17 protein-coding genes and 1 pseudogene are annotated in these 22,656 nt (G+C 61.6%); 5 read left to right on the top strand and 13 right to left on the bottom strand.

Annotated elements, in window-relative coordinates; all coding sequences use genetic code 11:
• Positions 1–50: 50 nt before the first annotated feature.
• From ACKVY0_RS15525 to ACKVY0_RS15505, 5 genes are read right to left on the bottom strand one after another with little or no spacing between them, the layout of a single operon-like run.
• The gene (locus ACKVY0_RS15525) at positions 51–782 is read right to left on the bottom strand and encodes an ATP-grasp domain-containing protein (protein WP_409215732.1); all 732 of its coding nucleotides are present in this window, start codon (positions 780–782) and stop codon (positions 51–53) included.
• The gene (locus ACKVY0_RS15520; protein ID WP_409215731.1) at positions 779–2,395 is read right to left on the bottom strand and encodes a family 16 glycoside hydrolase; all 1,617 of its coding nucleotides are present in this window, start codon (positions 2,393–2,395) and stop codon (positions 779–781) included. Before ACKVY0_RS15520 ends, ACKVY0_RS15525 begins: the two co-directional genes overlap by 4 nt.
• A complete protein-coding gene (locus tag ACKVY0_RS15515; protein WP_409215730.1) occupies positions 2,392–3,096 on the bottom strand; it encodes an SGNH/GDSL hydrolase family protein in 705 nt (234 codons plus the stop codon). The genes ACKVY0_RS15520 and ACKVY0_RS15515 overlap by 4 nt, the downstream gene beginning before the upstream one ends.
• A gap of 58 nt (positions 3,097–3,154) precedes the next feature.
• Positions 3,155–4,702 carry a hypothetical protein gene (locus tag ACKVY0_RS15510; RefSeq protein ID WP_409215729.1) on the bottom strand — a complete coding sequence of 516 codons (1,548 nt, stop codon included), beginning with the start codon at positions 4,700–4,702 and terminating at the stop codon, positions 3,155–3,157.
• 7 nt (positions 4,703–4,709) lie between these two features.
• On the bottom strand, positions 4,710–6,053 hold the full coding sequence (locus tag ACKVY0_RS15505; RefSeq protein WP_409215728.1) for a Gfo/Idh/MocA family protein: 1,344 nt from the start codon (positions 6,051–6,053) through the stop codon (positions 4,710–4,712).
• A 197-nt stretch (positions 6,054–6,250) separates the two neighbouring features.
• Here ACKVY0_RS15505 and ACKVY0_RS15500 point away from each other — a divergent pair, with 197 nt between their 5' ends.
• Positions 6,251–6,700, top strand: coding sequence for a CBS domain-containing protein (locus tag ACKVY0_RS15500; RefSeq protein ID WP_409215727.1), 450 nt, complete (start codon positions 6,251–6,253; stop codon positions 6,698–6,700).
• Here ACKVY0_RS15500 and ACKVY0_RS15495 read toward each other — a convergent pair.
• Positions 6,633–7,049, bottom strand: a complete 417-nt coding sequence (locus ACKVY0_RS15495) for a DUF1588 domain-containing protein (RefSeq protein ID WP_409215726.1) — start codon at positions 7,047–7,049, stop codon at positions 6,633–6,635. The genes ACKVY0_RS15500 and ACKVY0_RS15495 overlap by 68 nt on opposite strands.
• Between ACKVY0_RS15495 and ACKVY0_RS15490 the strand changes: the two are divergent.
• Both ACKVY0_RS15490 and ACKVY0_RS15485 read left to right on the top strand, forming a co-directional pair.
• Positions 7,038–7,580, top strand: a pseudogene (locus ACKVY0_RS15490) (methylated-DNA--[protein]-cysteine S-methyltransferase); the annotation flags it as partial. The gene ACKVY0_RS15495 and the pseudogene ACKVY0_RS15490 sit on opposite strands and share 12 nt — an antisense overlap.
• On the top strand, positions 7,577–8,185 hold the full coding sequence (locus tag ACKVY0_RS15485; RefSeq protein ID WP_409215725.1) for an alpha-ketoglutarate-dependent dioxygenase AlkB family protein: 609 nt from the start codon (positions 7,577–7,579) through the stop codon (positions 8,183–8,185). The pseudogene ACKVY0_RS15490 and the gene ACKVY0_RS15485, both read left to right, overlap by 4 nt.
• Positions 8,186–8,223: 38 nt before the next feature.
• Here ACKVY0_RS15485 and ACKVY0_RS15480 read toward each other — a convergent pair whose 3' ends face one another.
• From ACKVY0_RS15480 to ACKVY0_RS15460, 5 genes are read right to left on the bottom strand one after another with little or no spacing between them, the layout of a single operon-like run.
• Positions 8,224–9,087: a transporter gene (locus ACKVY0_RS15480; protein ID WP_409215724.1), complete on the bottom strand. Its 864-nt coding sequence runs from the start codon at positions 9,085–9,087 to the stop codon at positions 8,224–8,226.
• Complete coding sequence (locus ACKVY0_RS15475) at positions 9,084–12,806, bottom strand: serine/threonine-protein kinase PknK (RefSeq protein ID WP_409215723.1); 3,723 nt, start codon at positions 12,804–12,806, stop codon at positions 9,084–9,086. The genes ACKVY0_RS15480 and ACKVY0_RS15475 overlap by 4 nt, the downstream gene beginning before the upstream one ends.
• Complete coding sequence (locus ACKVY0_RS15470; RefSeq protein WP_409215722.1) at positions 12,803–14,248, bottom strand: C45 family autoproteolytic acyltransferase/hydolase; 1,446 nt, start codon at positions 14,246–14,248, stop codon at positions 12,803–12,805. The genes ACKVY0_RS15475 and ACKVY0_RS15470 overlap by 4 nt, the downstream gene beginning before the upstream one ends.
• Complete coding sequence (locus ACKVY0_RS15465) at positions 14,245–15,516, bottom strand: ferritin-like domain-containing protein (RefSeq protein WP_409215721.1); 1,272 nt, start codon at positions 15,514–15,516, stop codon at positions 14,245–14,247. Before ACKVY0_RS15465 ends, ACKVY0_RS15470 begins: the two co-directional genes overlap by 4 nt.
• 3 nt (positions 15,517–15,519) lie before the next feature.
• Positions 15,520–17,598 carry a hypothetical protein gene (locus ACKVY0_RS15460; protein ID WP_409215720.1) on the bottom strand — a complete coding sequence of 693 codons (2,079 nt, stop codon included), beginning with the start codon at positions 17,596–17,598 and terminating at the stop codon, positions 15,520–15,522.
• 180 nt (positions 17,599–17,778) lie between these two features.
• Between ACKVY0_RS15460 and ACKVY0_RS15455 the strand changes: the two genes are divergently transcribed.
• A complete protein-coding gene (locus ACKVY0_RS15455) occupies positions 17,779–18,477 on the top strand; it encodes an intradiol ring-cleavage dioxygenase (protein ID WP_409215719.1) in 699 nt (232 codons plus the stop codon).
• Positions 18,478–18,480: 3 nt separating this feature from the next.
• On the opposite strand, the gene rlmB is transcribed toward ACKVY0_RS15455, so the two are convergent.
• Positions 18,481–19,050: a 23S rRNA (guanosine(2251)-2'-O)-methyltransferase RlmB gene (rlmB, locus tag ACKVY0_RS15450; RefSeq protein ID WP_409215718.1), complete on the bottom strand. Its 570-nt coding sequence runs from the start codon at positions 19,048–19,050 to the stop codon at positions 18,481–18,483.
• Positions 19,051–19,136: 86 nt separating this feature from the next.
• On the opposite strand from rlmB, the gene ACKVY0_RS15445 reads away from it, so the two are divergent.
• Positions 19,137–19,790 (top strand): vancomycin high temperature exclusion protein, encoded by a 654-nt coding sequence (locus ACKVY0_RS15445; RefSeq protein WP_409215717.1) that lies wholly within the window; start codon positions 19,137–19,139, stop codon positions 19,788–19,790.
• A gap of 1 nt (position 19,791) precedes the next feature.
• Here ACKVY0_RS15445 and dnaE read toward each other — a convergent pair.
• The coding region (gene dnaE, locus ACKVY0_RS15440) for a DNA polymerase III subunit alpha (protein WP_409215716.1) at positions 19,792–22,656 on the bottom strand (2,865 nt) is incomplete at its 5' end.

The following is a 22,656-nucleotide window of genomic DNA, read 5'->3' as shown; positions in this document are numbered from 1 at the left end:
GCAAATCAAGCATCCGGCGGCAAGGCATGAGATGAGTGATGGCGAACAGCTCACAAAGATGGAGTCGCGGTCAGCTCGCTCCATCGGCGTTCCAGCAAGGTGCTGTAAAGCAAAGCGGCCAAGCCGTAGCAGCCGAGGGAATAGGCTTCGTTTGTTTCGACCAACAAAGTTCTGCCTTCACTGGTCACTCCAAAATCGATCCCGAAGGCTTTAGGAGCAGTTGAATAAGCGGCAACTGCACTGTCAACGACGGTCATGTCTGGATATCGGCGAAAGTCGCCCTTGTAGTGTCGCAGGTCGAGAATCTCCCCATCCAGCACAAATGCACGAAACTCAGAGACAAAATCAACCACGTCAGAGCAAATCACCGGATAGTCCGAGGGAACATGGGCTGTGGAGATAGTGTCGCGAAATGAACGAAACACGGTTCCCACGAAGAGTTTCCGATCTTTCGGGACAGGTTTCACGAAAATCATAGAACCATCCTGCACAGCCGCCCGGGCAGCCTGCATTGTGCTTAGCCAGGTTTTTCGTCCTGCAAATGGCTGAAGCACCGGAGGTATGGATGGCAATTCTGGAGCCGGAACGCCAAGTTTTGCCAGAGCCGCGACCACGACTGGAATGCCGCCAGACACGGGCGTGTCCGTCGAGATTTCAAGATGATCGAGTTCTTCCCATTCAAAACAGCGCAGTTCATAGCCTTTCTCTCGAAAGCCAAGATAAGCAGTGAAGGTATTGATGTTGGCGAACTCGCCTTGGTGCTTTTGGATATATGCGGTCATGGCTTCACCGGTTGAATGACCGTACCGGTCCCCTGTGGCCTGCTGGTGCGTGGTTTTTCAATCTTCGCAGCTCCGGCGGGGAGTTTGGCGACATCAAATGGGATGATCGCGGCCTGTGGCAGTACTTTGAGACGGAGGTCTTTGATCTCGACGCGGTTGGGGTTGCCGCGATGGAGCTGGATGGCGAGGAGGCCTTCGAGCGCGCGTTTCTTTTCGTCGTGGTCGATGAGTTCGGAGGTGGGCTGACCATTGATTTGATGGGTTAGGCGGTTGCCCTTCGCGATGATGACGTACTCGTTCCACTGGCTGACGTCTGCCTTCACGGGCGCGTGTTCGCTGAGCTGCCAGAGGGCACCGTCGGGGTCGAGGAGGACGTTTTTGCCGTTGAGGCCGAAGATGCCGCGACCTTTTTCCTCGTAGGTCATGCCGGTGTGCTCGATGGCGGGATGGATGTCGCACTGGTAGCCGGTGATGACCCACGGGGCGACCTCCGGCAACTCGCGGCTGCGATATTGGATGCCGCTGTTGTTGTCGCCGATGACGCGGACGGTGGCGTGCAGCTCGAAGTCCTTCACGGTGCCGCCGCGCCAGATGAGGAAGCTGTTGTTCGCCATGGCCTCGGGCGCTGGATTGGTGCCGATGACGATGCCGTTCTCGACCTTCCACAGCTTCGGGTCGCCATCCCAGCCGGTGAGGTCTTTGCCATTGAAGAGGGACTGAAAGCCATCGTTGGCCGTGGCCGCAGAGGTGCTTGTGCCGAGCCAGCGTATGGCGTTCTCGATGACAAGCAAGGGCTCGGCCTGCTTGAAGACGGGATAGGTTTCGTGGCCGGGGCGGAAGTAGAAGACGCGTCCCTGGCCGACTTTCCAAACGCAGCCGCTGCGGAAGTTTTCACCCTTGTCCCACTTCTCCTTGAACACGACTTCATCAGGCGGAGGCACATGGAAGGGCTCGCCATACATCTCGGTCTGCGGAATGTCCCACTTCGCGGGCAATCCTTTCGCGATGGGATGATCCGGCAGCAGCGCGGTGACGTGCGAGGGCGCGCCGTCGGCGCGGAAGGCGGGGAACACGCACTGCGGCAACGTGAGCTTCATGACATCGCCCTCGCCTTGCTCGACGAAGGGCGTGATGCGGGCCACCTTCGGACGGACGACGCCATAGGGCTTGTCGTTGGTGAACTCCCACTTCGCGCCGGGATGCTGCGCGGCCGCATCGGCCTTGGCACGCTCCTGCATGAGGCGGACGAAGGGCTTGCTCCAATGCGCGGAGTGCAGTGCGATGAGACTGAGCTTGCCGGCCATCACGCGCTGCACCACGGCTTCGATGCGTTCGTCATTCTGATCCTTTTGGCGCACATGACTCCAAAAGACGAGCACATCGGTGGCGTCGAGCGTGGCATCATCGAGACCTTGATCGGGTGCGTCGAGCTTCGTTGATTTAACGCTCAAATCCGATCGCGTGGCGAGGTGCTCGGCGATGGTTTCACCGAGAAACTTGTTGCCGTAGCCTTGCGACTGTTTTGGCTGCTGCTCGTCCCAGACGAGAACGCGCACAGGATCAGCCGCGAAGGCGGAGCATGACAGAAAGAGGCAGATGAGGAGGTGTTTCATGATTTGGGCAGGGCTTTGAGGATGGACTCGATGCACAGGTCGGCGAGCAGCTTGTAGGCGGGCGCGGTCCAGTGGAAGCGGTCGCCACGGGCGAGGGTGCGCTTGTCCACGAGCAGGGTGTAGAAGTCGTTCACGGGCACCTGCAGCTCCGCCATGACCTTCGCGGCCATGCGGTTTTGCTCGATGATGATGGCATTGACCTCGGGATCGAGATCGGCGGGCTTGTCCTTCACGGTGACGGGCGTGCTGCTGGCCCAGATGATTTTGGCGTTGGGCAGCTTTGTCTTGATGACCTCGACGTAGGCTTTCATCAAAGGCTCAAATGTGCCGGACTTGATGCGGCCCTCCTGCCAGCCGTGCAGGCCCATGTTGAAATGCACGACGGCATACGGGCCGTGCGTGAGCACATCCGCGAGCACTTTGTTCGTGTGCTCGGACTGGCAATAGGGATTTGCCCAGACATCGACGTAAGCCTTGCCTGCCAGCGCGGCGATGGTGGCCTGACGATAGCCGCCGACGATGGAGTCGCCGATGAGCAGCACGCGCGGGAGTTTTGGATCGGTGATCTTCGCCTTGTCGAGCTTCCAGCCCTGGCCGTCGGCATGCACGCGAGGGTCGGTTTCCGTAGCCGGGGCGATCTTGACGGGCTCAGCGGCGTGGATGGAGAGTGCGAGGAAGAGAAAGGCGAGGGCGTGTTTCATGCGGAGCCGTATCAAACGCGATCTTCTGCCGCTTGCGTGCAATATATCGCCCCCGAGCTCAGCGGATGTAGAGCGCACTGAACCGGATGTCGGTATTGCGCTTGCCTTCGAAGGTGACGCGAATGCGGATGCGCTCGGGCAGGTCGCCCGCATCTTTTTTCCACGCGATAGGCGTTTGGAAGCCACTCTGGCGGATGATGGCCGAATAACCAGGCAGCGGCGTTTCGTTGGCGGTGAGCAGTTCGATCTTCAGCGCGGCATCAGGGCCGAGGCCGGCGGCATTGAGGAAGAATTGCTGCGCCTGCTTCACCGGAATGGTAGCGGTGATGAACTCGCTGGTGATCTCGGGCACTTGATAGTTGCCAGGGCCTTTGCCGAGTGTTTCGACGACGAGATCGCCGAAGCGATCACGCGGCAGCACGGCGATGCCGACACCGCCGCGCGGTGGAGCGTCCTTCCAATGACGCGGATCCCATGCTCCGTAATAGATGAAGGTTTCGTCGCCGATGTTCTCGAAGCCCTGGCCTTGCAGCAGGCCGCCTTGATCCCACTGGCCGTCGTCGCCGCGTTTGAGGAAAGTCCATTCATGCGCAGGTTCGCGGAAGCGTAGGCCGTCGTTGCTGACGACGAAGCCGAGATCAACCGTGATGTCCTGCCACTCTTTCGCGCCGTGCCACAGGCCCACCACGCCGAGCAGGATGTTGCGGCGGTTCCACACGCTGATGCCTTCATGCGTCTGCTCGCCTTCTAGGCTGCGGCCCGGTCCCAGAGGTGTGTGCTGCGGCAGCCGCACAAAGCCGACGCTCTGAGTCGGCGACCAGTTCACAAAGTCGGACGAGTGATACATGCGCGTCACGCGGCCTTGATAAGGCTGCGTGGCGTTCATGGCGTTCTGGCCGCAGGCGTAATACATGCCGTCCCACTTGTAGAGGCCTCCGCTGGGCTCGAAATGCACCGCTGGAATCACGAGATCCTTTTCCAGTAGCTCCGCGTTCTTCGTCTTCACCTCTTTGACGAGCTGCCAGTGCAAGCCGTCAGCGCTCGTGAATGGTGCCAGGGTGCCGAGGCGTGTGTGGTGGCGAAAATAGACGTGGCCGGTGATCTTGTAGCGACGCTGCGGGTCGGGGTCATCCGCATCGGCGAGAACTTTGAGGTTCACGAAGCCAAGCGGCGCGGGATCGGTCAGGATGAGGTTGTTGTGCTTGTTGCCACCGAACTCCACGAGGCCGAGGTCTGGCTTGGTCCAGTGCAAACCGTCCGTGCTCTCGGCATAAGCCGGACGCCAGCGTGCGGAGGCGACTTTGTTCGCGACATCATCATCGAACGCGACATACCACAGACGAAACTTGCCGCTTTCGCGAATGATGGAGCCGTAGAACTGCACGCCACGTGCATCCGGCGTGCCGGGCTTGCCGCGTTGCAGCACCGGATTGGCCGGATGCCGCGTGGGCTGTCGCATTTCGAGCCGCAGGTTCTGCGAGTGCGGAATCGTGACGTCATCGAAGGCGAAGACGGTCGTCGCCGCGTTTTCGTCGAAGTATTCCGCCGCGCTGGCGCAGGATGCGAGCATCCATGCGCCAGCGAGCAGAGTCAGCCATGCTTTCATGCCTGCATCAGCCGTCGATGTTCCAGCCGTCGCGGTATTCCTTCTTCATGAAGGCGTTCGCTTCGGGGGTGTCGGGGCTGGTGCCAGTTTTGCCGTCGTATTTGATTTTTTTGCCGACGCGATACGCGACGAGGCCGAGGAGCATCATTTCGATCATGTTGGCGCTGTAGCCGAAGTTGCAGGCGGTGGGCTTGCTGGGGTCGCGGCAGGCGTCGAACCACTGCTTCTGGAAGTGGCCGAGATCAGGCAGCATGTCTTCCTTCTTGCGTGGCTTGTAGTAGCTCATGTCGGCGTCGTTGCCGTAAGGCAGGATGAGGCGTGAGTCGAAGTCGGCGATGAGGAAACCCTTCGTGCCTTTGAACATCGCGCCGTGGCCGATTTTGTTGAGGTCGATGTGACCCTTCGGTGAGCTGGGCATGGCACCGCCTTGATACCAGCTCACTTGGATCGGCCCACGCCAGTCATTGGCGGGGAGATCAAAGTGCGATTCGCACTTCACGGGCGTCACGTCGGAGTTGTAGGCGTCGCCCTTGGCCTCGGCAGAGGTCGGCAGGCCGCCATCGACGGCGTTCCAGAGCAGATCCATCGTGTGGCTGCCCATGTCGCCGATCTGGCCAGCACCGAAGTCCCAGAACATGTTCCAGGAGAGGCAGTTCGCCCCGGCTCCACCGGAGAAGTAGGCGGGATTGTATGGATGGAACGGCGATGGGCCGAGCCAGAGGTCGTAGTGGAAGCCTTTCGGCGGTGCGCCTTCCTCGGGGAAGTAGCCGGGCTTGGGAATCTGGCGATTACCCCAGGCGTAGGCGGCCTTCAGCTCACCGATGGCACCGTCGCGGATGAGTTCGCGCACGCGGTTGAAGTTCGGGTTCGCATGGCGCTGCATGCCGACTTGCGTGGCCAGTTTGCCGTTTTTCGACTCCCAAGTTGCACGCACGATGCGCGCTTCATCGACCGTGATGGCCAGCGGCTTTTCACAATAGACGTGCAGATTGCGTTTGAGCGCCCAGTTGGCGATGAAGGCATGTGTGTGGTCCGGCGTACAGATCACGACGGCGTCGAGGCCCTTGTGATCCAGGCACTTGCGCCAGTCAATATAGGTCGTGGCGTTCGGGAAGCGCTTCTGCGCCTCCGGGAAGCGTGCCTCATTGATGTCACACAGTGCGACGACGTTTTCCTCCGCGATGGAGTCATAATGCGCGAGACCGCGGCCCCACACGCCGATGAGGGCGACGTTGAGTTTGTTGCTGGCGGCGTTCTGGCCGAACAGCGGACGGGTGATCATGCTGCCGGCGACGAGGCCGGCGGCACCGACGAAGCGACGACGTGAGAGGGGCGTGGGTTGGGTGTTCATGGGTTGGATAGATCGGAGCGAGATGCAGTTCTCATTCGCTCAGGTCTGGCAATCTTGAGCGTCCCAACCACCCGCGCACCTGCTTTTTCGACTTCCAAGGCACTGGGGCGGGCATTCAGGACGAGGACACCTGCCACAAGATGCGGCTTGCTTTACTGGTGGCGGTTATAGATCATTCAATAAACCCATTAAAGGCCATGGAAATCACCACCGCAGCCAAATCATTGTTGGAGCACAAAGACCGGCAGATGTGGACCATCGCGCCTGATGCCAAGGTCTATGATGCCATTCACCTGATGGACGAGAAGAATGTCGGAGCGCTGCCAGTGATGGAAGGCACCAAGCTGGTCGGCATCCTCTCGGAGCGTGATTACATGAGCAAGGTGATGCTCAAAGGGAAGTCGTCGAAGGAAACGCCGGTGCGTGACATCATGACGCGTGACGTGGTGACCGTCAGTCCCGAGCAGAATGTCTCGGAGTGCATGCAGATCATCACCGAGCACCGCATCCGTCACCTGCCGGTGGTCGAAGGCGGCGAGTTGCTCGGCATCGTCTCCATCGGTGATCTGGTGAAGTGGATCATCGCGACGCAGCGTACGACGATTGAACAACTGGAGAAGTACATCGTCGGCGGCTATCCCGGCTAACGTTGCACCCAAAATTTCTCCGACTCACGCATTTGCGAGTCCCGTCAGCGTCCCCGTGCTCGTGGATCTTGAGTGCCATGAGGTCGCGGATGGTTTTCGCGCCGCGAATGTCAGGCTCGACAGTGGGCACACTGGGTGGTGGTGGCGGCGGCGGTTGGCCGATGAGGCGCTCCACGACCCAGGCTCCGCGCACAACGGGCGAGGTGTTGGTGCCGTTGGCGCTTTTTTTAATGGATGAAAGTATCTGTGCCAGTGATGAGAGCAGTCTTCGTTTACTTGTCGCATGCGAAACTTTTATTCGGTGAAGACGACTGGCGTGTATTGCCGCCCGTCTTCGGCTGGCTACCACTCCAATGTCCGCTTTTGTGATGGTGACATGGGCGCGGTGATCCGCTTTGCCATCGGCGAATGCTCGCTGGGTTCGATCCTCGTGGCATCATCGGAGAAGGGCGTGTGCGCGATCCTGATGGGCGATGATCCTGATGCGTTGACGAAGGATTTACAGGATCGTTTTCCCAAGGCGCAGTTGATTGGCGGTGATCGTGACTATGAACGTGTCATCGCCCAGGTCATCGGTTTCGTGGAAGCACCGCAGCTTGGTCTGAGCTTGCCACTCGATGTGCGCGGCACCGCCTTTCAGCAACGGGTGTGGCAGGCGCTGTGCGAGATCCCTGTGGGCCAAACGATGAGCTACACGGAGGTGGCGCAGCGCATTGGCTCGCCCAAGGCGGTGCGTGCGGTTGCTGGCGCTTGCGCGGCGAATGCTATTGCGGTGGCGATTCCATGCCATCGCGTGCTGCGCACCGACGGCAGCCTCTCCGGCTATCGCTGGGGGGTGGAGCGGAAACGCAAACTGCTGGAGAGGGAAGCTGTCGCATGAACCTCTTCGCCGCTGATCCCACGCTCAATCTGCTGCCCTGCGACGGCGTCGTGAACTACCATGGGCCGGTTCTCGGCCAAAACGAGGCGCAGCGATACTTCGAGGCGTTGCTCCATGAGGTGCCGTGGCAGAACGACGAGGCGATCATCTTTGGCAAACGCATCGTCACGGCACGCAAAGTCGCGTGGTATGGCGACACCGATTACGCCTACACCTACTCTGGCACCACGAAGCATGCGCTGGTGTGGCATGCGGAGCTGCGGGAACTCAAGGCCCTCGTCGAACGCATCAGCGGAGCGACATTCAATTCCTGTCTGCTCAATCTGTATCACGACGGCAACGAAGGCATGGCCTGGCACAGCGATGACGAGAAAGCGCTCGGCAGGAACACGACCATTGCCTCGGTCAGCTTCGGGGCAGAACGGAAATTCTGCTTCAAGCACAAGCGTGAAGCGCATGCGGTATCCGTCATGCTGGAACATGGCAGCTTGCTGGTCATGCAAGGCACGACCCAGACCCACTGGCTGCACAGCCTGCCGAAAGCGAAGAAGATCACGACGCCGCGGATCAACCTGACTTTTCGCACCATGGTTTTACCAGGCTGAGCATCAGCAACCATTCATAGATTGAAAAGCGGGGCTGGTTAGAACCGCTTGGTGAGCGTGAGGTTGATCACATCACCCTGCGGACGGTTGGTGGCGTTGAACTCATGCAGGTAGCGCAGGGAGGTAAACAGCATGATTTTGGGGAAGGCGTAGGTGACTTCCATCCCCAAGGCGGCCACGCCATCGCGCACGCGTGGCGCCGCCGGACCGGTGTCAAAGGTGGTCTGGCGCTGCCAGTAGCCGACGACGCCGCATTCGAGCACCGGCGTGAGCGCCTTGGCGATGCCATACTCAATGGTGTACACTTGGCCGGGGCGGATGCCGGTGCCGCGCTGCGAGTCGTTGATCTCGTAGCGGTTGAGCACGGACACGCTCCAGGTTTTTTTGTCATCGGGGAACCAGGTGCCGCCGACGGTGAACATGTTCGTATAGTAGCCTTTGCCGGGGGACACGGGGTTGGCGGCGTTGAAAGCGCCCGTGGGCATCCACAGGCCATAGGCGACGCCGAAGTCGAGCTGCTTCGTGTGCCACGAGAGTGAGATGGGCTCGAAGAACACGTCGCCGAAACCGGCATGGGAGCCTCTAAAGCCGGCGAAGCTGATGTCTTGATACACATACGGGATGAGAATGTCAGCGCCGTAGTTGCCGCCGAGGATTTTGAACTCGCTGATCCAGACGAGGCGCGGCACCTGCACATAGGTGGACACGTTGAAGCCGGGCGGGCCGCCAGTGAACTTGTTCGCGGCATAGAAGAAGTTGTAGTCCTTCAAGTAGAGGCCGGGCGGCGGCAGTGAGCCGCCCTTGATGCCCTCGACACCCGTCGGGTAATGACTCTGGGCCTGCGCCGCAGTGGTGAGGAGAATGCAAAGCACAGGAAGCAGACGGCGGAGGATGCGGTTCATGAGGTGGGGGTGTGGGTGGATGTAGCGGACGAAAAAGCAGCGCCCCAGCGCTGGAAATGCGCGGCGGCCTCGTCGCTGCGGCCAGCGAGACGGGCGGCGAGACCTTGCAGATGCGGCGCGGTGTGAGTTTTCGCGGCGTGCGCCGCTTCTTCGCATGCAGCGAGCGCGGCGGCGGTTTTTCCGGCAAGGCGATGCAGCTCGGCGGCGAGCAGACGCTCGCGGGCAAGGAAATTTTCCGGCGCACGGGCCGCCCAGGTTTGAAACCGACGCTGCACGGCACGCACGCGGCGTGTCAGGCTCCAGCGGGCCGGTCCAAACCGGCGGGTGGCGAGCGCCGCGGCATTTAGCGCGGCATAGAAGTGATGTTCCGCCGCGTGCAGCATGCCGGGCGAATCTTTGAGATAAGCGGCGGAGGACTGGGCAAACTCCGCCGCTTCTGCATGCCTGCCATGCAGATAGAGAGATTGCAGCCGCAGGATGAAATAGATGTGCGCGAAATGCCGCGAGCCAAACGTGGCGAGCGATGCACGGAAGGACTTCTCATCGAAGGTATCATCGCCGAAGCCGCCTAGTTCATGCGTTTCACCGCGCAGGCTGCGCACGGCCTGGCGCACGGCGGCCAGCACGCCGAGCGGCTCGCGCAAACCGGCGCGCTCCAGCACGGGGCGCACGCGCTCCGCCTCGGCCAGCACCTCATCCAGCGGCACGCCGCGCATGAACTGGCTCAGCACCAGACCAGCGCCGGCGCAGCCGGTGTGAAAGAGATCGCCCGTGTCGAGTCCGGCCTGCCACGCGGCACGCCACAGCTCCTCCGCCTCACGCGCAGGCCGCACCCATGAGGTGCCGAAATAACCGACGACGAAGCACACCTCGGCACGCTGGCGCTCGTTGTGAAATTTTTCGACCAGTCCGAGCGCGAGACGGCCAAACTCATGCCCGAGTTGATGATTGCCCAGGATGCCGCCTTGAAAAATGGTGCCATAGACCATCCAGCCGATGGCGCAGCCAGGCGTAATGCCGTGCTTGAGGCAAAGATTCACCGCGCGAGTGGAAACCGCCACGCACAGCTCCGGGCGCACCTGATACGCGGCCTTCGCGCCCGCGTTGATCAGCCGCACGGCGGTTTGCAGCCGCGCATCGGTCATCAACGGGCGGTCGAGCACCGCAGCGGGCGACACGCCGCGCATGCGCAGCTTCGAGAGCAGGAAATCGGCGATGAGCAGCGGGGGGATGAACTTCGGCGGCAGCGCTACGCCAAAGACGCGCACCGCCTCGCGCATGACGCGGTAAGCATCGGCGAAGCGGGCGGTGTCCGTGTAGAAATGGATCATCTGCTCCTGCACGGCGGCACGTTCCAGCGGATCTGCGAGGAGAGCGACGGCCTTGAGGAAGAACTCCTCGGCGCGGTTGAAGGCCAGCGCGGCCACTGCGTCCGACGCGGCGCGAGCATAGGCGCGGCCTGCTGGCTCGAGACGACCGGCGGACTCGAAATGCGGCGCGAGTTTTTCTGCACGCGCGCCAGTGGCCTCCAGCGTGTCCGCGAGAGCGCCGTGATGAGCGCGGCGGGTCTCCACCGCGAGATTTTGCCGCACGGTTTCACGCACACGGTCGTGGAAGCACTCGACTTCATCATCAAGGCCCGGCCCGGCGGTGCGCAGCAGATGCGCGGCACGCAGGCCGGTGATGACCTGCGGTGGCAGCACGGGCAGACTGCCAGCGCGCTGCACGGTGCGCAGCGGCAGCGGTTCACCCGCGAGCGCCACAAATTCGAGCAGCCGCAAGGCGTCCGCCGGCAGGTCGCTGACACGCTGCCACAGCACGGCGTCCAGATTGAGGCCTGCGGCGAGAGAATCGCGGCCATGCTCACGCACATACCGTGCGAGTTCATAAACGAAGTAAGCCACGCCGCGGGATTCATGCACGACCCACTCCGCTTGATCGCGATGATCTGTGCCGAGGATCGATTGCGCGAGTTTGACGGCATCTTCCGGGCCAAGCGGCTGCAAGGCCAGGGTCTCATGCCCGCCGATGTGTTCCAAGGCGCGCAGGCAGGCGCTTTGGCCGATGTACTCGGTGCGGTAGGTCAGCAGCAGCAGCATGGGCGGCGCATCTGGCGGACGCAGCAGATCTTGAAACAGCGCCGCGCTGTCCACGTCCCCCCATTGCAAATCATCCACACAGACGACGAGACCCTGCCCCTGCCCGATGCGTATCAGCAGCTCACGCAACGCGGCGAAGGCCTGCGTTTGCACCTCGCGCAGATCACTGGCACCCGGTTGTTCTGCGGTGGCGAAGGCGGCGACGCGGTTGAGCACTGGGAACAGACGCGCCAGTGCTCCGGCATGCTCCGGCAGCAGGGCATCGACCTCGGGAGCATGCAGGGGCAGCAGATGCTGGGTGAGCGCGTCCACCACGCTGTCCAGTGCCTTGAATGGCACCGACTCCTGCTCGTAACAACGGCCGCAGAGCACGACCGGGCCGTCTGGAACATCAAGGGAGCCGAGAAAGTGCTGCACGAGCGAGCTTTTGCCAGTGCCGGAGGGGCCGTGGACATGCAGCGTGACTGCGCCGCCTTCCTTCACGCGCTGCCAGCAGCCCTGCAAACGCGCCAAGTCCGCCTCGCGGCCAATGAAGGGCATGACGTGGTCCACGACGGTGGCGGCGGCGTCCGGTGCGAGCACGTCAAGGATTTGCGCTCCTGACGGCCGCAGCGCGGGATCGAGCTGGAGCAGCGCCATGCAGAGTTCGCTGAGGTCCGGCGGTGTGGCGGGTTGTTTCGCCAGCACCGGCGGCGGAAACGCGGTCTGCTTGAAGATGAGGAAGTTCTCCTCCGCGTTGTGAAACGGCACGCGGCCGGTCAGCACTTCGTAGAGCATGACGCCGAAGGAGTACCAGTCACTGGCAAAGGTCAGCGGCTGACCAAGTGACTGCTCCGGGGACATGTAGGCCAGCGTGCCGGAGATGAAGCCGCTGCTGGTCATGGTGGCCAGCATGTCCTGCGGCTCCTTCGACGCGCGATCTGATGAGGGCAGCGCCACCGGCGCGCCCATGCTGGCGACGAGGCCGAAATCGAGCAGCTTCACGCCACCATCGCGGCAGACGACGACGTTGGCGGTTTTGAGGTCGCGGTGGAGCTTGCCTGCGCGATGCAGCGCACTGATGCCGACGGCGATCTGGCCGAACACGCGGCGTACGCGGTCGTAATCGAGCTGTAGCGCCGCGTCCGCCTCAACCACCGCCGCCGCTGGCTTCGGCAGCAGAATGGTGGCGTCCGGCGGTGGTTCTGCGGCCGGTTTGGGCGCTGAGGTCAAAATAATCGTGGCATCGAGCAGTTCTTCTGTGGCGGTGGGCGGTTTCGCGACCAGAACCTCACTCCATGACGGCGTGGCAGGACGGCTGGTGGACGGCGGGCGGATGCGGCTCTTGTGCTCGGGGAAAAAATCATTCGCCGGAGCCAGCAGCTCCATGGTGAAGAACCATTGGTCGCCTTCCGAGATCAGTTCATAGAGCGGCACGAGATTCGGATGACTGATCTCGGCGAGAGCGCGGAATTCTTGTTTGAAGCGATACAGCGCGAGCGGTTCGAGCGCTGGCAGCAGCTTGAGCGCCACGTTCATCTGGCGGTCACGGTCAAAGGCCTCGTAAACGACGCCCATGCCGCCCTTGCCAACCGAGCGGACAATCTGGAAGCGTTCGGTGCCGTGGAAGGTCTGGCTCATGAGTGTTGTTTCGCCCAAACGTCCGCAAACTCCGTCCATGGCTGTGACGGGCGGTCCTGCATGTGACCGCGCAGCCAGTCGAACTGCGGGTGCTCCCGCAAAAAGGCCTTCACATCCAGCGGTGTGCCGCAGGCGCGGCCCCAGCGGGCGAGGATTTTCATCTCCCGCGCCAGCGCACCGGTCGTCACCTTGCCATCGAGCGATCCCCACGGGTAAAACGGGTTCCCGCTGCCGGAGGCGCAGTCATCGTTGTCGAAGTGGCCGCAGATCGTGCGTGAGCAGGGAAACTCGGCGCGCGTGTATGGATCGTGATGATCACCGAGAATCGCCTGGGCGATGGTGGCGTCGATTTTACCGTGATGCAGCGCCATGAGCGCGTCGAAGCGCACGCGGCGCGGCGCGCCTTGCAGCAGATTGTCATAACCGGCGGCACCGACATCGAAGTTCCGCACCCCGAGGTCGAGCGGCACGTTGTAGCCGGCGTAATAGCCGGACTTGAGCACGGGCTGGAGTGCGTCGTGATGCAGCGTCAGTTCGTAGGCGCTGATCTCGCGCTTTTTCACGTCGGCGAGCAGCCAGGTGTTGGTGTAGCCGCCGTTGTTGCCGAGGCGGAAGGTTTCACACCATGAGGTGATGGAGGTGCCGTACTGGGCGGCACGACGCGCACGGAAAAATTCCGGCAGACCGGATGGATCGAAGCCGCTGCCGTTGATGGAGGTCTCGGTGACGGCAAGACCGGCGCTGTTGATCATGAAATCCGTGCTGCTGGCGACGTAACCCGGCACGGACTGCATGAGCATGCGCGCACCATTCTCCGGCCGGATGTCGAGAATGACGTTGTAGCAGTCGCCGTTGGCAAAGCGCTGCCAAGTGGTGTGCGCGATGACGATCTCGCCATCGAGCGTTTGTTTGCCGACCGCGACGAACGCGCTGCAACTGTGGTGCGGGTGAAATCCGGCGCGATGAACGCCCTGCGCGGCCTGCACGGCCAGTGCGCGGGCTTTTTCCTGCGGCATGGGCACAGCAGGCTTGAGCTGGCCGCTCTGCACGGCGGGCCACCACTGGCAGATGAGCTCGGGATAGGCGTTCCAACCGATCAAGTCGGTGAGCGTGAGCTTCGCGTCGCGCGGGCCACGTTTTTCGTTCGCGCCTTCGACGATGCCTTCGATTTCTTCGAGGATTTCGACGCCGGAGCCATCCGTCAATTTGCCGCCGTAGTTGCTGGCGAGGCTGTCATGAAACAACGCCTCGGCGTTTTTCGCGAACCAGGCGAATTCGAGCCCGGTGTCCTGCAAAATGAGATAGCGGATGGTTTTGAGCGCAGCGCGAATCTCTGTGGCAAGCGCACGGCCATGCTGGCGGCCGCGGTCACGCGGTTTGCCCTCGATGCAGAGGTGAATCCAGCCGTTCACATCGTTACGGCGGGTGTTTTTTGCTTTCATGCGGAGGGAGTGCGCGGCGCGTCGGGATCGGTGTCGGCAGGACGCAGCCCGGCGAGCGTGAGGTCGAAGATTTTGAGGTCGTAGTCCGGCGGCAGGAGTTTTTCCTTCTGCAATGCCAGAGCGCAGTTCCGCGCCTCCAGCACGAGGCGCTCGATGATCGGGATGCTGGTCTGCGCGGTGCGGCCAAACATGTATTGCGGGCCGAACTGGTCGAAGGGCAGGCCGGTTTTGTACTTCAGCGCCAGCCAGTCGCCAAGCTGCCAGAGGGAGAGCGTCATGTTGTCGATGCCCTTGTAGAGCAGACGCAGGTCGGTGCCGCGATAGGAGCCGTCGAGCAGCGTGAGGATGAGCCAGTAGTGCAGGTTCGAGAGCCAGGCGAGGCGGCGGGCTTTTTCGTTGCGGATGGTGTTGGGCCGGTGCGTGTAGGCGCTTTGCGGGGTGAACAGATGCACCGGATAGTCCGGGCTGCCGGGCGTGTGCTTCCAGATGCGGGCATCGCTGCCAAAGGCTTCGCCGGTGAAGACACCGCGAAACAACTGGTAATGCGCGATCTCGCCCTGCTCGACGATCCAGTTCAGCTTCTGAATCCAGTCGTTCCATGGAAAATTCGCCGGAATGAAGTCCGGTGGCGAGGCGGCGAGGCGCTGCGTGGTTTCAATGATGGCGTGATAGACGCTGCCGACGTGATTGGGCACCTGCGCTCCGGCTTTTTCTCCGGCGAAGCGGGCACGGAAACGTGGTGAGCCACGTTTCAGCTCACGAAAGACCTCCTCGATGAAGCGTTTCGGCTCGGACTTGCCGGCGCATTTTTTAGAGAGGCTCAGCGCGCAGGTGTCGGCCTCGATCCAGAGGTACATCGCCGCAGCGTAGCGGTCCATGGGCCGCAGCTCGAGGTCGAAGGGATAAACATCCGAGGTGTAGGGGAAATGGTGCGGGACAAAGTTCGGCGCGGCACCGAGGGCGGCGAGGAAGCGGTTCACCATGCCGAGGTGCTGCATTTCTTCGAGCGCCACGGCCAGGACGGTTTCATGGGCATGGAGCACGGAGCTGCCGTGCCGTCCGCCGGGAGAGTGCTGCATGAAGGAGGTGTTTTTGAGATGGCCGCGCAGCTTGTGATACTTCGGCTTGATGGAGAACAGGCCGTAGAGGTAGGTCTTCATCAGCGAGTGCTCAATGCCGGCGGCCTCGGTGAGGAGCTGGACGAGCTCGAGATAGTCGTCGTGGTAGTCGCGGGGGATGACTCCCAGCTTGTGGTCGATGCGGAGCATGGGTCAGGCGTGCGGGTTGGAGGTGGGGGTTGGGCTCACGATGCCGCCCTGGCGCAGCACTTTTTCGCAAAAGCGGCGCAGCAGAGCACGGCGGTATTTCGAGAGGTCGCGGGTGCGGGGCATGTAGTTGGGCGTGGCCCACATGCGCTCGTCGCACATGCGCAGGACATATTGGGCGGCGGTGGGCGTGTTCCAGATCGTCGGATCGCTCATGTCGAGCCGTTTGCTCATGGCGGGCATGATGAGGTGGTAGTAGCGCAGCGCCTCGGCATAAACGAAGTCGAAGGTGAGCTGTGCGTCGGTGACTTTCGAGTAGTCGTCATACGGCAGCACACGCAGGTCGAAGTAAAACTCCTGAGCCTGGAGGTTGCTGAAAACGTCCGGCGCCATGAACTGCGGCCAGACGCCCTGCGGGATGATGCGGAAGAGCCGCAGGCCGGAACCGTCCAGCGGTTTCAGCGTGTAGCTGCCCTTGCCGCCGCTGACCGTGATGCCCTCGCTGTGCAGCAGCAGTGGATAGAGGTAGCCGCCCTCCGCTGCCTGGGCCGCGACGGTGGGCGTCTCGCGCCATTGCTCGATGGTCAGCGTCACAGGCTGCGCGGGGATTTTGCCACGCTGGCGCACCCAGAGGTCGATCTCGCCACGCAGCCCTGGCGGCGTGTGCGGATGCACCACGGGACGGTTTGCCGGATTGTCCCAGCTCTGTCCGGGCGGCAGTTCGTCGAGATAGCTGCACTCGCAGTCGGTGACGGCGAAGTACTCGGTCTCATAGAGCAGCGTGCCGAATTTCGACGAGGTGAGCACGATCTCGTAGCCGTTGTCATCCAGCTTCGCCTGGTCGGCCTTCGGCAGCTTCGCGGTGGAGAGGTCGCACATGCCACCGCCGTCCTGATAAGCCTGGCGCGTGTTGGTGATGGTGCCGATGGGCGTGATCACGGCAGTGTTGGCGGAGGGGTCTTGATTCGGGGCCGTGGCCTGGCGGACGCCGACCGTCACTGTGCCGAGATCGAACTTCTCGCCCGCCGGTCCGTCTTCCGGCAGGCAGTTGGAAAGCTCCAGCGAGACGACTTTCGCCGCCGCGTCGTAACTCGCGATCGCGGGCGACAGGTAATACGCCTTCCCCTGGCGGTAGGGGTTCGGATACGACGTGGCAGGCTTCAGATAACGCCCCAGCGAGATCGTGGACGGCTCGTCCCGCAACCACGGCGCGATGGTGCCCACGAGCTGGCCGTAGGCCGGGTTTTCCGTCAGCTCGCCCTTCGCGAAACGCACCGCCAGCTCCGTGTCCGAGTAATTCGGGAAGCAGAGATAGAGATTGAAGCGGAACATCAGCCCGCGCACGCGGTCACCATCCTGCAAAGCCGCCGCCAGCGCCTGCATCGCGGGTGATCCCGCCTTCGGCAGGAACTTGTGAAACATCTCGTCGTCCGCCGTCGCCGCCACGCCTCCGTCTGCGAGCAAATCCTCCGGCCGCGTCTCCATGCCCACGCTGAACGCCGCCGAGGCTCCGCCCGCGCCGCCGCTGGAAATCTGGCCGTCCACCCCGGTCGGCGGCAGGCCGAACAGACCATGGTAGGAGACATTGCGGAACCAGTTCAGCCAGCGCGTCGTGCCCCGTGTCGGTGGGCGGCTGACGTAGCTGCCCGAGCCGCCGATGGCCGCTGGCGCGGTGAGTTGTACCCCCGAAGCAAAGACCTGCGTCGTGTGGAAGCCCTCCGGGTTCGAGTCGATGAGCGTCGCGTTGTTCAGCGACACCTGGCCGCCGATTAGCGCATCCTTGGCCGGGTCCGTGATCACCTTGCCATACTCCAACTGCACGGAACTGACGTTTACCTCCATGAAGCGGAAGGTCATGTCGCCAAAGTAGTTCCACTGTGCGCGCAGCAGGCCAAAGCCATCCAGCCCCGTCATCCACTGGCGAAACTGCGCGTCCGTCATTCCCTGCGCCGCCGCCCGCACACGCTGGCTGTCCGAGGTGTAGGTCAGTCCCGTGCCCGGAGAGGCGCAGTTGTTGTTGCCGGTGCCCGGATTGAAGAAGTGGGTGCCACGGACGTGGATGCGGGGCAGATGGAACAGGCTCATGTCTCAGGTTGGTTTGTTGGGGCATGTGAATGCCTGCTTAGAATTTATTTAATTCCTTCGAGTAGAGCAGGCCGCCACTCCAACCGTCAACCAACGATTAGCAATCGAAGGTTTTGAGCACCAGAAACCTTGCATCTTTCCAGTCCGGGCTGGGTTTCATGCTCGCAACCCACCCCAATCATGACACCTTTCCACATTCCTCAGAGCCGCCGCGCTCTCTTGCACAGCCTGCTGCTCACCACCGGCGGCATCATCACGAGCAGCGTGTATGCCGAGGCACTCACGCTGACGCCGCGTTCGACGGAAGGGCCGTATTACCCCGATCATCTGCCGCTGGATCAGGACAACGATCTGACGCAGATCATCGGCGGGAAAGCGCCGGCGAGTGGTGTCGTGACGGAAATCGGCGGGCGGCTGCTGCATGTCGATGGCAAGCCGATCAACGATGCCGTGGTCGAGCTGTGGCAGGCGGACAACAACGGCTGCTACATCCACAGTCATGGCACACAGCGCGGCAAGGAGCGTGACCCGCAGTTTCAGGGCTTTGGCAAGATCACCACGAACGCGAAGGGTGAATATCGCTTCCGCACGATTCAGCCAGCACTCTACACCGGCCGCACGCGGCATTATCACTTCGCCGTGCTGCAAAACGGCAAACGCATGCTCACCACGCACCTCTACTTTGCTGGTGAGCCGCAAAATGAGAAGGACGGCATCCTGCGCGGCATTCGCGATGAGGCGCAGCGGCTTTCGGTGATCCGTGAGTTCAAACCGATGAACGATGGTCTCGTGGCGACCTGGGACATTGTCATCGGTATGACGCCGGAAGATCCCGAGCAACGCAGGAAAGGCCCGCCGCCTGGGCCACGGCCAAGGTAGCGGTTACTTCTTCCCCTGCCGCTGGCGGACGCATTCAAACAGGCACACACCGGTGGCGACGGAGACGTTGAGGCACTCAACTTTGCCACCCATGGGAATCTTGACGAGGAAGTCGCAGTGCTCGCCGGTGAGGCGGCGCATGCCGGGGCCTTCGGCACCCATGACGATGCCGATGCCGCCTTTGAGGTTGATGTCATAAAGACTCTGCGTGGCTTCATCGGCGGTGCCGACGAGCCAGATGCCGAGTTCTTTGAGCTTGTCCATGGCGCGGACGAGATTGGTGACGCGGATGAGCGGGATGTTCTCGGCTCCACCACAAGCGACGCGGACGACGGTCTCGCTGACGGGTGCGGTTTTGTCCTTCGGCATGATCACGGCGCAAACACCCGCAGCATCGGCGGTGCGCAGACAGGCACCGAGATTGTGCGGGTCCTGCACGCAATCGAGGATGAGCACGAGCGGACTTTCTTTGCCTTCGAGCAGCGTGGCGATGTCGCCCTCCTCATAGATGCGCACCTTGTTGTCGGAGCTGGAGTGGCGGTTCTGCCGGGCGATGGGTTGTTGGGGACGCATGTGGGATCAGGATGCGAGGACAAGGTAAAGTGGCAAGGGCGGATTGCGGGATTGATGGTTGGGTGAAATGAGGAGAGAAATGGCCCATGAAGTTTAACTTGAAGCTCTACTGGCTGTGGGTCGCTGTTTGGGCGGCTCTTGGCGTTGCTTTGATTTTTGGCTGTGAATGGCGGATCGCAACGGAGGCAGAAGGAAGATGCGTGAATGAGGTGAAGGCACTGCCCGACGTGCCAGTCGCAGTGGTTTTGGGCACTTCAGCCCGTTTGGCGGATGGCAGGGCGAATCTGTTCTTCCTGCCGCGCATGGAGGCGGCTGCGGCGCTCTTCAAAGCAGGCAAGGTGAAGGCGCTGATCGTCAGCGGCGACAATGGCACGCAAGGCTACGATGAGCCGACGGAGATGAAGCGTGTACTGATGCAGATGGGCGTGCCAGAGGCGAAGATCGTGTGCGATTACGCGGGATTCCGCACGCTGGACTCGGTGGTGCGGGCGAAGGAGGTGTTTGGGCAGCGGCGCGTGATTTTCGTGTCGCAGCGGTTTCACAACGCACGGGCGATTTACCTCGCTGGAGCTTTTGGGATCGATGCCTGGGGCCTGAACGCGGCAGATGTGCCAGTGGCGCTGTCGGTGAAGACGTTCCTGCGTGAAAAACTGGCCTGCGTGAAGGCGGTGCTGGATGTGAACGTGCTGGGAACACAGCCGAAGTTTCTCGGCGAGAAAGTCGCGGTGCCGGTGGAGTGACCTACAGCCAAACTGTCAGCGCACGGCGCAAATCTGGTCCGGGAGTGACGCGAAGCTCGTCACCGACTTCGAGGCAGGCTTTGTGACCGTTTTGGCTGATCTCAAGGAAGACCGGCAAGGTGCCGGGGAACTGCGTCAGCACCTCGAGGATGCGCTCAAGGTCGGTTTCGTCGTGTTGGCGGGTGTTGAGGCGCAGAACGATGGGTTTTGGCGGTGCAGGCGGCTTGGGGGCGACAGGTTCGGGATCGCCAGCGTTGCGCGGTTTGGCGGCTTTGGGCTTGAGGGGCTTGGCATCGCCCAAAGTGACGCGGTTGCCGTCGGTTTTTTGATCTTTGCTGACGCGGCAGCGCAGGGCGAGCACAGCGCCGTTGGCGAGGACGTCTTTGAGTTTTTCATACTCGTCGCTCCAGCTCATCATTTCGACCTGGCCGGTGAAGTCTTCGAACTTGAAGGTGGCGAAGGGCTTGTTGTCGCGTTTGGAGTAGCGGACTTCGAGCTGGCTCAGAATGCCGGCGATGAAAATGGTCTGCGCTTTCTCCTTGGTGTCGATTTCCTCGATGGCGGCGATCTTGGTGAGCTTCACCGAATCGAAATGGCCGCGGTAACTGTCGAGCGGATGGCCGCTGACATAGAAGCCGAGCAGTTCTTTTTCGAAGCCGAGGACTTCATCGGTGCTCCAAACCAGCGAAGGCGCGGATTGCACCTCGGACTTCTTGGCAGGCTTGGCGAGAGCGAAATCGTCGAACAAACCGCCCTGACCGGACTTCTTGTCCTTCTGCATCGACGCGGCGGAGGCGAGCACTTGTTCGAGCTTGGTGAACATGACGGCACGCAGTTCACCGGTGAAGTCGAAGGCACCGGCTTTGACGAGCGACTCCATCAATTTTTTGTTCACGGCACGGTTGTCGAGACGTGCGGCGAAGTCTTCGAGGCTGGTGAAGGGGCCGTTCTTTTCACGCTCGGAGATGGCGGCCTCCATGGCACCTTCGCCGACGTTTTTGATGGCGCTGAGGCCATAACGGATGGCGTTGGGATTGACGTCTTCGGTTTCGAAGCGCTCGGGGGAGAATTTGAGCGCGGATTTGTTGATGTCGGGCGGCAGCACCTTGATGCCCATGTCGAGGCACTCGCTGACGAAGTTGGCGATCTTGTCGGTGTTGCTGACTTCGAGGCTGAGCACGGCCGCCATGAACTCGACGGGGTAGTTGGCCTTCAAGTAGGCCGTGCGATAGGTAACGATGCCGTAGGCGGCAGAGTGCGACTTGTTGAAGCCGTATTGCGCAAATTTTTCGAGCAAATCGAAGACGGCGTTGGCCTGCTTGTCGGCGATGTTGTTCGTCTTGAGGCAACCTTCGACGAAGATGAGGCGCTGGCGGGCCATTTCGGCGGCGTCCTTCTTGCCCATGGCACGGCGGAGCAAGTCAGCTTGGCCGAGCGAAAAGCCAGCGAGCACGTTGGCGGCCTGCATGACCTGTTCCTGGTAAACCAGAATGCCGTAGGTCTCTTTGGCGATTTTTTCGAGCAGCGGATGCGGATACTCGACCTGCTCCTCGCCCTTTTTGCGTTTGATGTAGTCGGGGATGAACTGCATCGGGCCGGGACGATACAGCGCGAGGATAGCGATGATTTCCTCGATGGTGTCGGGACCGAGCTGCTTGCAGGTGTTGACCATGCCGCCAGATTCCATCTGGAACACGGCGACTGTTTCGCCGCGCTTGATGAGTTCGAAGGTTTTCGTGTCGTCGAGCGGCGCATTGGCGACGCTGAAGCCAGGAACGCGCTTGTGAATCCAGAACTCGGCTTCGTGAATGACGGTGAGCGTCTTGAGGCCGAGGAAGTCCATCTTGAGCATGCCCAGCTCAGTGAGCGGCTTCATCGCGTATTGCGAGAGGATGGCTTCTTCCTTGTCGCGAGTGAGGGCGATGAAATTGTCGAGCGAGCGGTCACCGATGACGACGCCGGCGGCATGCACACCGACGCCGCGGGTGAGGCCTTCGAGGAAGGTGGCGTGACGCCAGAGTTCCTGCGTTTTGTTGTCCGTCTCCAGCAACTGCTTGAGTTCGGGATTTTTGGCCACGGCGGACTCGAGATCGATGTCGAGTTCGGTCGGAATCATCTTCGAGACACGGTCTGCATCGCCATAACTCCAGCCGAGCACGCGACCGACGTCGCGGATGACCGATTTGGCCCCCATGGTGCCAAAGGTGATGATGTGGCTGACGCTGCGGTCGCCATATTTTTGGCGCACGTATTCAATGACTTCGGGACGACGTGTCTGACAGAAGTCGATGTCGATATCGGGCGGGCTGACGCGCTCGGGATTGAGGAAGCGCTCGAACACGAGCTCGAAGCGCAGCGGGTCGATGTCGGTGATGCCGAGGCAGAAGGCGACGAGCGAACCAGCGGCGGAACCACGGCCGGGACCGACGGGGATGTCGTGCTTGCGCGCCCAGTTGATGAAGTCCCAGACGATGAGGAAGTAGCTGGTGAAGTTTTTCTCGCTCAGCAGCTTCAGTTCGACCGCCATGCGCTCATGCAGCGCCTCGTCGTTAAGCGCACGGTCGCGGCCATAACGACGCTCCAGGCCTTCGATGGTCAGCTTGCGCAGATACTCATTGCGATCCCCGCCGTCGGCCATGGGATACTGCGGGTAGCGCTCGATGCTGGTGGCATCGAGATGGATCTTCACATCGCAGCGCTCGGCGATTTCGAGCGTGGCGTCGCAGGCTTCGGGAATTTCGGCAAAGAGCGCGCGCATTTCCTCGGCGGTCTTGAAATAGACCTCCGGGGAGTAGGTCATGCGGCTCTGGTCGTAGATGCTGGCACCGGTGCCGATGCAGATCATGATGTCGTGCGACTCGTGATC

Origin of the sequence: Prosthecobacter sp. (assembly GCF_046154365.1) — a bacterium.
Taxonomy (GTDB): Bacteria; Verrucomicrobiota; Verrucomicrobiia; order Verrucomicrobiales; family Verrucomicrobiaceae; genus Prosthecobacter.
Note: the sequence above shows the minus strand (reverse complement) of the source record. Positions and strands in the feature narration are given on the sequence as shown.